The 11,727-nt window shown below is 63.0% G+C and carries 6 protein-coding genes; all 6 read right to left on the reverse strand.

Annotated elements, in window-relative coordinates:
* Positions 1-90: 90 nt before the first annotated feature.
* A complete protein-coding gene (locus tag ACPLUI_RS05695; protein ID WP_424659309.1) occupies positions 91-1,053 on the reverse strand; it encodes an MBL fold metallo-hydrolase in 963 nt (320 codons plus the stop codon).
* Positions 1,054-1,100: 47 nt separating this feature from the next.
* Positions 1,101-1,625 carry a Uma2 family endonuclease gene (locus ACPLUI_RS05700; RefSeq protein WP_424659310.1) on the reverse strand — a complete coding sequence of 175 codons (525 nt, stop codon included), beginning with the start codon at positions 1,623-1,625 and terminating at the stop codon, positions 1,101-1,103.
* A gap of 150 nt (positions 1,626-1,775) precedes the next feature.
* Positions 1,776-3,188: a uracil-xanthine permease family protein gene (locus ACPLUI_RS05705; protein WP_424659311.1), complete on the reverse strand. Its 1,413-nt coding sequence runs from the start codon at positions 3,186-3,188 to the stop codon at positions 1,776-1,778.
* A gap of 91 nt (positions 3,189-3,279) precedes the next feature.
* Positions 3,280-6,900: an AAA family ATPase gene (locus ACPLUI_RS05710; protein WP_424659312.1), complete on the reverse strand. Its 3,621-nt coding sequence runs from the start codon at positions 6,898-6,900 to the stop codon at positions 3,280-3,282.
* Positions 6,887-8,122 carry an exonuclease SbcCD subunit D gene (locus tag ACPLUI_RS05715; protein WP_424659313.1) on the reverse strand — a complete coding sequence of 412 codons (1,236 nt, stop codon included), beginning with the start codon at positions 8,120-8,122 and terminating at the stop codon, positions 6,887-6,889. Before ACPLUI_RS05715 ends, ACPLUI_RS05710 begins: the two co-directional genes overlap by 14 nt.
* A 25-nt stretch (positions 8,123-8,147) precedes the next feature.
* On the reverse strand, positions 8,148-11,727 hold a 3,580-nt coding region (gene addA, locus ACPLUI_RS05720), incomplete at its 5' end, for a helicase-exonuclease AddAB subunit AddA (RefSeq protein ID WP_424659314.1).

Genomic DNA, 11,727 nt, shown 5'->3' on the forward strand with positions numbered 1-11,727 from the left:
GTTATTCTGTGGACGAACGGGGCTTTGTGAGAGACAGTCTCGGCAACGTGGTGACGCGCCGACAGCACCGCATCCCCGTCACAACAGTTGTTACTGAATATTTACGAGGGAATAATACGCCACGCCGTCCACCCTGTCCACCTTCACCCGGCCTTTTTCCACCAGTACGTCCAGGTGGGCCTGGATTTCCGAAAGTCCGAGAAAGATGTTGAACCCCTTCAAATCGGGATAAGTAAGCCGGGAAAGCTCAAAAGCCGTACACCGCCCGCATTTTCGCAACAGCTCCACCAGGGCGTCAAACCGGGCCCGGTGGTGCTCCCGCACCATGGTCACCACCTGCCGGTAGTCATCAATTGTTTCCCCGTGCCCGGGCCAGACCCGCCGGATGTCCATGGCCATCAGCCTGTCCAACCCCTGCAGGTACTGGCTCAGGCTGGGTGCCCGCCGTTCCGGATGAACAGGGTCGGGCTCCAAAAACGGGTTGGGTGTGATGTGGGGCAGCAGAAAATCGCCGGAGATAAGATTTTTCCCCGCCGGGTCGTAAAAGCAAAGGTGCCCGGTGGCATGGCCCGGAAAATGGAGCGCCTCTAAGCACCCCTGCTCGAAGGGTATTTCCACTCCCCCGGTCGTGGTTACAGCACTTTCGGGCGGTACAAACGGCCTGGGGAGCTTATCCTCGTCCCTGAGAATTTGCACTATAATCTCGGCCGGGGTACCGGCTTCGCGGACGAAAGGCATCCTCTCACCGATAAAATCGTTATGACCGCTAAGTTTCTTCAGGTCATAGGGATGGACATATATTTTTGCCCCCGTCAGGGAGTGTATCCAGTGGGCCAGGCCGCTGTGGTCGGAATGGAAGTGGGTGAGCAGGACTCTTTCCACTTCCTCCAGCGGGACACCCAGGCGGCACAATTCCTGTTGGAGTACCTCCCTGGCCTCGCCGGTATCGGGCCCCGGGTCCACCAGGGTGTAGGGCCGGGAAGCGATGAGATAAGCATTGACCGGACCCACCGCGTAAGGGGTGGGCACCACTATTTTATGTAACGGTAACAAGCAACAACTCCCCTTTTTGTAGAAGTGTCCCCACAGGTGCAGAAAAGCTAAAAAACCTTGTTCAGATCCAGCTGCAGACCAGGCAACACCGCAGAAACAAAAGACTTTTCATCGTGCCGGGCGTAAAGCTCCTTTTTTTCTCCCTCCGGGGTAAAGGTGCAGACTTCTATAGTCTGAACCACCGGGTGCACATACCAGACCTCCCGCACCCCGTGGTTCCGGTACAGTTCTTTTTTAACGGTTTGATCTATGACTGCGGTGGAAGGGGATAAAACCTCAATTACCAGATCGGGCCCGCCTCTTATATTGGCCTCCCCGATGATGTACCGGCGTTCCTGGCTGATAAAAATGATATCTGGCTGGACCACATCCTCCTCCGTTAAGTAAACGTCAATGGGAGAGCGCAGAACGACCCCCTTTTTTTTCTCTCGGACGTGCCAGTTCAGAATATACCCCAGATTCTCCAGAACCATCTGGTGGATTACGCTGGGCGCCGGTACCATATAAAGCCTCCCCCCAATTAGTTCGTAACGCTTATCCTCGGGCAACTGGAGGTATTCACGGTAAGTCATTTTTAATTCACCCAGGGGCATCCCCTTCACCTCCGAAACTTCCGAAAAGAAAACATTACAGTTTATTATACCACAGCCTGGCCCGCAGACCATAATAAAGGCACCTCTTGTCTTGAGGGGCCTGGAGCCGGTGTACCTGCGGGGAAATTATCACCCGTCCATGCCAGGACCTTTTTCCCCCAGGGTGGTGCTGGAAGTGGAGGCGGCATCATCGCTGGAGGCGGGTTTGGAGGCAAAAAACTTAGCCGGTAGGAAGACATGTTCCAGAAGAATACAAAGCAGCATGCCGCTCAAAAAGCCGTTGCCCAAAAGATAGCGAGCCAGGACCGGCATGCCTGCCAGCGCCCGGGCCGGCAGCATCATGGCTCCCGTTCCCATAAGCAGGGTGAGACCGATAATGTAGACGTCGCGGTTGTCCAGGGGCAGGCTGAGGTAGTCCCGCAACCCGAACCCCACCATCTGGCAGAAAGAAACCATCAGGACTGAATAACCCACGGGAACGGGAATGGAAGACAAAAAGGCTCCCACGGGGGGAATCAGACCCAGAACGGCCATCATGACGGCAAACAAAATAAAGGGCATCCGGGATGCCACCCGGGTCATGCCCACCATGGCCGCCCCGGCCGAAAAGGGCACAAACCCCACGGTGGCCCCCACGCCGGCCATAATGTCGGCCGCCCCGGTCAGGACCACTCCCCGGTCATAGGCCTGCCGGGGCACTTTCCGGCCCACGGTTTTTTCCATGGCCAGGATGCTGGCTACCAGGTTGCTTAAAACCAGAAGTCCCGTCACAACCGAAGTAATTATAATGCCGGCATCAAAGGTTGGGGTCCCCCAGGCAAAGAGCCGGGGGAGTTCAAAGACACCGGAAACCGACCAGGGCACGCCGGGAGCCAGGCCCAGGGGGATGGCCAGCAGCCAGCCCACCCCGATACCGATGAGCACCGCCACACTGCGGGTAAAAGGACGCCCTTTCAGGCTGACCCAGAGAACCACCGCCACCACGACTGCCGAAAGCAGGGCTGTGCGCAGATTTGCCCCGGAACCCTCCACCCCCACCCCCAGCATACCCCGCACAAAGGTACCGCTCAGCTGCAGTCCCAGCAAAATCAGCACCGAACCGGTCACCGCCGGGGTAAACAAACTCAATGCGCTGCCCACCAGGCGGCTGGAACCCACCAGCACCAGCACCACACCGGCCACCAGCACTCCCAGTTCCAGGTCGCTGCGCAATACTGCCAGCGGCTTCCCGAGCCCCGGCGCCAGGGAGGCCAGGGTGATGAACACACCCCACCACATCCCCGACGGCCCTTCCATAACCGGCAGGCGGTGGCCGAACAACACCTGCAGAAGGGAGGCCAGGCCAGAGAAAAACAAGGTGCGCTGGGCTAAAGCTGCCACGCCCGGCTGGTCCAACCCAAGCGCCCGGCCCACCACCAGGGGCACCACCGCCGTGTTGGCCAGGGTAAAGATTAACCACTGCAGGGCGTAAACGAGGGTCCGCCCGGCCGGTGGATTTTCGTGCAGGTCATATAACAGTTGTCGGTCTGCCGGGTTTGACATTGATTATCTCTAGCCCCCCGGGAGGACAGTTATTCTATTTTAAGCTTATCCTCCGTTTTATACAAAAAGACCATTTTCATCACTGCTTGAATCAGGCCAGTTCCAGGCGGACCCGGCTGCCCGGCCCCCCGGGCCGGGCCGGCTCGACCACCAAACGGCGGGGCAGGCGGCTTTTCAACTGGGGCAGGTGGCTGATCAATCCGATGGCCACCCGTTCCAGGGGCAGGCGCTCCAAAGTATCCATCACAGCCTCCAGGCACTGCTCGTCCAGGGAACCAAAGCCCTCATCCAGGAAGAAAAACTCCAGGGGAGCCCGGCCCCGCCGCTGGATCTGATCCGAGAGGGCGAGCGCCAGGGCTAATGATACCAGGAAGGTTTCGCCACCCGAAAGGGTGGAAACAGGGCGCTTAAGGCCGCCGTTCCCCTCGTCCCGGAGGATGAAACCGCCCTGCCCGTCCAGTTCCAGGGCGTAACGGTAGCCGGTAAGCCGGCCCAGCCGCTCCGTAGCCAGGGCAACCAGGTTCTCCAGCCGCCGGCGGGACAGAAACTCCACCAGCGCCCTGCCCCGCAAGAGCCCTTCCAGCTCCCGCAGGAGCGCAGCGCGCCGGGCCAGATGCTGCCGCTCCCCTTCCAGGACGGCCCACCTCTCCCGGTTCTCCTGCAGCTTCTGCAGCAGTGCCCCCGCCGCTCCTTCCTGCTGCTGGGCCAGACCAAGGGCTTCTTCCGCAGCCCGTAATTCTTCCTGCAGCCGCAGCCACTCTCCTTCGTCCACACTCACACCTTTCAGGCGGGCTTCCACTTCCTGCAGCCCTTTCAGCAGCACCTGTTCCTCCTGGCGGTACTCCTTCACCCGACCGGCCAATTCCTCCCGCTCCTGCGGGTCCAGCAGCGCGTCCCTGGCCTCCGCGAAACCGGCGAAATGGTTCTCCCGTGCCGACCGTTCGAGACGCCGGCACAGGTCCTCCCGCCGCTCCTGCAGGGCGGCACAGGTCTGTTCTTCACCCTTCAACTCCAGCCGGGCCCGCTGGCAGGTCTCAGCCGCCCTCCGGCTTTCTTCCTCCGCCCGTGCCAGCGCACCCTGCAGCAGGGACAGTTCTTCCCGCACCTGCCCCAGGGCCTCCTGCACCCGCAACCCGCCGGTAAGTCCGTGCAACTCCGCCCGGAGCCGGCGGATCTGTTCTTCCCTGCCCGCCAGGGTGGCTTTCAGTGCCCCCTTTTGGACCACAAGGTCCCGCAGGTCATCTTTGAGCTTCTGGATCCGGCCGGCCAGGTCTTTCAACTCCGCCTCCAGCTCCGCCATTTCGTCCTGGCAGTCCCGGTGCTTTTGCTGCTTCTCCCTTAAAGCGTCCCAGTACCCCGGCACCTGTTCGGGGTCCGCCAGTCCCAGCACCTCCAAAAGCAGCCCCAGTTTTTCCCCGACCGCCTGCCGCTCAGCCCCTTTTTCCCCCAGGTGCCGGCAGAGGGCCTCGATCTGGCGGCCCAGACCCGCCCGGTCGGACTGGAGACGGGCAAGAGCGGGCCTCAGCTCATCCAGCCGGCGGCGGAGTTCCTCTTTCCGGTCCAGGGCTTCTTTCAGCTGCTGTTGCCAGTCGCGCCAGGCCCGCTGCTGTTCCTGATACGCCTGCTCCGCCCTTTGAAGCCGGGCCGGGAGATCCTGCACCGGCACCCCCTGCCATTCCGCCGGCAGTTCACCCCGCAAACGTCCACCCTCCGCCCCGAGTTGCTCCTTTTCCTCCGCCAGCTGCCTCTCCCGGCGCTCCAGCGCTGCAATTTCCGTTTCCAGCTGGACGATTTTCTTCTGACACTCCTGCCATTCATCCCGCCGCCGCGCCTGCTCCTCCTCCGCGGCTTCCACTGCCTCCTCATGGGGGGTTAGCTCCGCCCCCGCAGGAGAAGCGGGCGAGGGGTGATGGAGCGAACCGCAGACCGGGCAGGCCCGCCCTGCCTCCAGCATCCGGGCCAGGTCCGCGGCCATATTCCGGCGGCGGGCCTCCTCCAGTTGCTGCCGTGCCCGATCGAGAGCTTTATCTGCTTCCTCCAGAGCCTGCTGCAGAATGACCGCCTTCTGTCTCCAGACGTCCCGCTGGCGCTCGAGCAAAGCCAGCTGCTCCCCGACCTGCCGGTGTTCACCCTGGAGCTTGTGATAGCGGGCGGCCAGTTCCTGCAACGCTTCGATCCGGTGCCTGAGGCCCTGTATTTCACCAGCCCTTTGTTCCAGGTACCCTTCGGGTACGGGCGGGTTTCCCTGCAGGTGCTCCAAATCCTCGCCGTGCCGCTTCAGCTCACATTCGATTACCTGCACTTCCCGGGCCAGTTCTGTCTCCTGCTGCTGCAACACGGCAAGTTGCCGGGCCGCTTCTTCCCGCTCCCCTTCCATCTTTTTCACTTCCTGGCCCAGCCGGGTCAGCTCCCGGTACAGGTCCAGGGCACAGCGAGCCTGCTCGACCTCCTCGAGGGCAACCTGGAACTGTGCACACAGTTTCCGCAGTTCGGACAGCCGCCGCTCCCCCAGGTCCAGCCGGGAAGCAAGTTCTTCCTGCTGCTTCACCATTTTCTGCCCGGACAGTTCCAACTGCTCCAATTGTTTTTGGTCCCCGGCCTGCTGCTCCAGCCAGATGTCGAGCTCCTTTTCCTGCTCCCGGGCCTGTTCCAGCCGTGCCTGCCGCTTTAAAAGAGCCGGCCCCCTTTCTTCCCAGTGCCGCCGTATCCGGCCGGCCTCTTCCTCAGCCGCCCGGGCTGCCTCCTCCCGCCTGTCCATTTCTTCCTGTAACGACCGCAGCCTTGCCCGGCGTCTTTCCAGATCTTCTTCCAGGCGCCCGTACTCTTCCAGCAGCCCGCGCAGGGTTTCGGCCCGGGCCGCCCTCTCCAGGCGTTCCTCCGCCCAGCGTACCTGTCCTTCCGCCGCCTGGAGCTCCTGCAGGCGGTGCTGCAGGCTGGCCCGCTGCCCCTGGGCCTGGAGGATCTCGCGTACCTCCTCCAGGCGCCTGCGGATCGCCTGCAGGTCCCGTTCCGCCTCCCGGCGGGCCGCCCGGTTCTTTTCCAGAGCCTGGCGGGCTTCCTCCAGGGCCCGGGGAGAACAGTCGCCCAGACCCCTCTGCTCCGCTTCCACTCTGTCCAGGTCCGCCTGCACTCTGGCCCCGGCATCACCCACCCGCCTCTTCAGTTGTTCGCCGAACCGGTCAAGTTCGAAAATACGCTCCAGCATTTGATTCCGGTCCGCCGGCCGCAGGGCCAGAAACTCGGCAAAGCGGCCCTGGGGCAGGACCACCGCCCGGGTAAAGTCATCAGCGGTGAGCCCCAGCAACTCTTGAACCCCTGTTCTCACCTGGTCGGCTCCATCCGCCAGCACTCTTTCCCCGTCCGGGTCGATGCGCACCAGCCTGCACTCCCGGGTATGGGCCCCGAAATCGCCGCTTTTACGCAGCACCCGCTCAACCCGGTAGCGGCACCGCCCCTCGCCCCGGCCTACTTCAAATGTGAAGGCCACCCTGGCCTGTTCGCTCTGCTGGTTTATGATCCCCTCCCTGCCCCGGCTGGCCCGTTTCACTTCGCCGAAGAGGGCCAGAGTGACCGCATCCAGGATGGTGGATTTGCCGCTGCCGGTGGGGCCGAAAATACCGAAAATCCCCCGCTCGCATAGAGCGTTAAAATCTACCACCTCTTCCTGGCGGTAACTGTGCAATCCGGCCAGGCGCAGCTCAATCGGCCTCAACTCCGTCCCCCCTTTCCTCTGTTTCCACCAGTTCCAGGAAAATGCGGACCAGGTCGGCCTGCGGCTCTCCGCCCCCGGTCTGCTGGCTGTAAAACAGCTTGAAAAGCTCGTCCAGGGGCAGAGCGCCCAAATCCGGAGCTCCGGCAGCCTCCCCTTCCTGCTCCGGTAAAACCGTTCTGATATCGATAATTCCCGGACGGATCTCACGCAGCCGCTCCACCTGCTCCCGGGTGAGAGGAGCTGCCGCGTGAACTTCCAGGTCAATCCAGGCCCGCTCATCCCGACCGGCCCGGCACCAAGCCAGTACTTCTTCATAACCTCCGGTGGCCCGCCACCGCACCAGCGGCCGCCCGGAGTTCAAGAAGATTTCCCGCCACTTCACCGGCCCGCCGCTGGAGGCCTCCACCAGAATCACACTCTTGGCCTGGCCGGCCTCGGAAAAGCTGTAGGCCAGGGGTGAGCCGCTGTAACGGCAGGGTACGGGCGCACCTCCCACACCCTGGGGACGGTGCAGGTGCCCAAGGGCCACATAGTGTACCTCCCGCGGAAAGGCATCCGGGTCCACGCTGTAGGCCCCGCCCAGGGAAAGAGTGCGCTCGGAGTCACTGACCTGTCCTCCGTGCACGTAAAGGTGACTGACGGCCAGGTTCACCGCTTCCGGCCGGCAGGCACCCGCAAGCTGCCGGAAGGCGGCAGCCACCCTCCGGGAGTAGGCGGCCTGACGGTCCACCTCCTCCATGGAACCGGTGAGCAGTTCACCCAGCCTGGCCTCGGACGGGTAAGGAAGAGCCAGCACCACTGCCGGGCAGGGCCAGCCGGCTCCCTGCAGCACCAGCCGGGAGGGGCCGGTCTCCAGCACGCCCGGCCCCAATGGCGGTACATCTCCGGGACGGCCCAGGATGTGCACTCCCTGGCGGGCTGCCAGGGGTACCGGTGCAGCCAGGCGCTCGGGCTGGTCGTGGTTGCCTGCAATCACCACCACCTGCCGCCCGTCAACCGCCAGGCGGGAAAGAGCGTCGAAGAATAATTCTTCGGCCCGGGCCGGGGGGTTCTCGGTATCAAAAACATCCCCGGCCAGCAGGACCAGGTGCACCCTTTCCTCCGCTGCCAGGCGGACGATTTCATCGATAAACTGTTCCTGCTCGTCCCAGCGCCGGTGGCTGCCAATGGTCTTGCCGAGGTGCCAGTCGGAGGTATGTAAAATGCGCAGGGTTTTGCCCAAGTTCGTCCCCCCTTTAAACAGCCGCTTAAACAGCCACTGCCCGGTTGAGGGCGAAAAAGTACAGGTACTTCTCCGTCACCGGTCGGCCCAGAAGTTTTTGGGCTGCGCGGGCGTATAGCTCAAGCTGGGTCCGGTAGCCCGCCACCGCTTCAGGCAGTGAGTCGACGGTCAACCGGTCAGTCTTATAGTCTATGATCACCAGGCCGTTTTCTTCCACCAGCAGGCAGTCAATTACCCCCTGCATGAGAATGACCTCTCCCGGCGGTACTTGACCACTTAATTCGGGATATAGCTCCGGGACCTCCAGACCCAGGGTGAAGGGGACCTCCCGCCAGAGCCGGCCACATCTTGCAGCGGCCAGCACCCTTTTCCCAAGGTCTGTTTGCCAGAAACGGACGATTTCCAGCGGGCGAACCAGCTTTACTTCTTCCGGACGCAGGATTTCACGCTCTACCAACCGGTCCAGGTGCCGGCGCACTTCCTTCTCATCCGGAAGCTCATCCAGCTTTATGCTCTGCATCACCAGGTGCACCACCATCCCCCGCCTGATACCGGTGTAGTGCTCCCCATTGTAGAAAGCCGGCAGGTCGAATCCCGGGGGTAACTCACCCACTCCCGTCCCCCCTTCAGCGAAACGATCCTCCAGCCAACCTTCCCCGGGTATTCCCCCGCTCACCCGGTCCTCCAGTTCCTCCTGCTGGCGCCGCCACCCTGTGACCGTGACCTTGGAAGGGAGGCGGGAGAGCTCCGGGTGGGGGCAGGTCCAGAACAGCCTCCGCCTGAGCTCACCGCTATCCACCAGTTCCGAGGGGCCACCCGGCCAGTTTTCCTCCTGCTGCCGCAGCCAATCCCCGGGCAGCGGTTCCAGCCGTTCAAGCCACCGGGCCCAGGACAGATCCGCGATCGCCCCGGTGCCGGAGCCACCTCCCGCCCGGAGCCCCTCCAGAGCTGCCGCCGGCCACAAATGCACCTGCCAGCACCCGGTCCCGGCCGATGTCACTTCCCCGCGCGGAGAAAATCCGGCCAGGGACGGGTGACTCCACAGGGCCGGACCCAGCCATTCCAGAGCCGACCCGGCTCCCGCCTGCAGCGAAACGCTCAAGGGCCCTTCCGGCGGCAACCCCGCCACCCGGCTCCGCCAGTTGTCCACCTGCCGTTCCAGGTCGCGCACGGCGGCAGCCACGATCAGGCGTTCCCGGGCCCTGGTTAGAGCCACGTACAACAGGCGCATTTCCTCGGCCAGGGCTTCCAGCCGCAGGCGCTGCCGGATCACCCGGTGCAGGACAGCAGGGTAACGCACCCCCCGCTCCAGGTCCACCACCACGGGGCCACACCCCAGGCGCCGGTGCAGCAGGAAACTTTCGGAGAGATCCTGTAAATTGAACCGGCGGCCCAGGCCCGTCACCACCACCACGGGAAACTCCAGGCCCTTGGCCCTGTGAATGCTCATGATCCGGACCACGTCTTCATTTTCGCCCAGGGAACGGGCGGCATCCATGTCCCCACCCTTGCCCCGCATCTGCTCGATAAAACGGAGAAAGCGGAAAAGGCCCCGGTAAATGGTCCCCTCAAAACGCCGGGCCCGGTCCACCAGTGCCCGCAGGTTGGCCTGGCGCACCACGCCGCCGGGCATGGCTCCCACCAGGTCGTAATAACCGGTCTGGCGGTACAGCTCCTCGAGCAGTTCCGCGGGCGGCAGCCGGCGGGCCAGTTCCCGCCACTCTCCAAGTCTCTTCAAAAAAGAACGCAGACGTTCCGATAGCTCCGGCGCCACGTCCGCCGGCCCCTCCGCGGCGTGCTGCACAGCAGTATAAAAGTCTCCCTCCGGGCAGACGAGGCGAATTTGAGCCAGCCTCGCCGCATCCAGCCCCACGAGGGGCGACCGGAGCACTGCCGCCAGAGGAATATCCCGGCGGGGGTTGTCGATCACCTGAAGGACCGAGAGTACGGTTTCCACCTCCGGGGCCTCGAAGTAACCGCCCGCACCATCCGCAAAAACCGGTATCCCCAGGCGGCGGAACTCCTCCAGAAATACTCCCACCCGGCCCTTGAGGGAGCGCATCAGCACCACCACATCCCGCCATGTAACCGGACGGTATTCACTTTTTTCCCGGTCGTACACCTTTAAACCCTCTGCGGTCACCAGCCGGTGAACCCGCTCCGCAACCCAGCGCGCCTCCAGGCGGGCCAGGTCCAGTTCCTCCAGCTCCTCCTGGCCGGTTGTATCTCCGGTCCCGTCCCCTTGCGGAGGCTCGAAGTCCAGCAGGTGGACCTCCACCGGACCACCTGCCCTGCCTGCCGCACAATCCGGATAGCAGGCCCCGGGCTGAAGGCGGGCACGCTCATCGTAATCCAGTTCCCCGACCCGCCGGGTCATCAGCCGTTCGAAAAGAAAGTTGACCGTCTCCAGGATCTCGTGCCGGCTGCGGAAGTTGGCCCGCAGCGTCAGGCGCCAGCCCGGCCCCGGCTCCTGCCCGGGAGCCAGATCCACAAACTGGTGATAACGGTGCAAAAAAACCGCCGGGTCCGCCAGCCGGAAGCGGTAAATGCTCTGTTTGACATCTCCCACCAGAAAGCGGTTATCCCCCCGGGATACCAGCTCCAGAATGGCCTCCTGGACTCCGTTGATGTCCTGGTATTCATCCACCAGCACTTCCGCGAAGTACTCACGGTACTCCGCAACCACGGGGGAAGGGAGAAGCGGGGCCTCCGGGTCCCGCGGAATTTCCACACCCCACGGAGATCCCTCACCGTTTTGAGCCAGGATGGCCAGGGCATAATGCTCCAGGTCGGCGAAGTCGACCACAGCACGCTCCAGCCTGGCCTGCCGGTAAGCTTCCTCAAACCGCAGCACCACCTGGACCAGTGCCTGCACCAGAGGTGCAACCCGGACCAGGTCACCAATCATATCCTCCGGTGAACGGGAGAAATATTCATGAAACAGGACCTGTACCCGCTTTTTGACGTTGTCCCGCAGCTTTTGAACCCGTTCTTTAATTTCATCAGCCGCCTCCCCCCTTGAAATCCTGGGCAGGGCCGGCCACTTTTGACCTTCTTTCAGGGCCAGCTGCAGGTTTTCAAAGGAACCTTCCACCAGTTCCAGCCAGCTCCGCACCCTGGACAGGTCTTCTTCAAGTACCGCCACGTACTGCTGCGGCCCACCGGGACAGGCAGCCAGACGCCGTGCTTCTTTCAGACTGTCCAGACAGCACTCCAGTTCCAGGCGGATTATTGCCCGCCATTGCCCGTGCCAGGGCTGTTCTTCCCAGGAAAGGCCCCCGGCTCCGGCCAGGGAGCAGGCCAGCCAGTCCAGCCAGGCGCGGGGCCGGGGCAGGCTCATGGCAAAATCGTACAGGCGCAAAACAAGCCCGGTCAGTTCCCGGTCGTCGCCGTGGCGACCCGCCAGGGCCCGGGCCAGGTAGAGGAAGGGCGCACCGGGCGGCGATGTCTGGTGTTCCCCATAAAATTCTTCGAGAACTTCTTCCAGGACCTCCAGGCGTAAAAGAGACGCCTCGTTCTCATCCATCACCCGGAAGCCCGGGTCCAGTCCCAGCAGGTAGAAGTGCCGCCGCACCACCTCGCCGCAAAAAGAGTGCAGTGTACCG

This window comes from Desulfofundulus sp., assembly GCF_049701015.1.
In the GTDB taxonomy this organism is placed as follows: domain Bacteria; phylum Bacillota; class Desulfotomaculia; order Desulfotomaculales; family Desulfovirgulaceae; genus Desulfofundulus.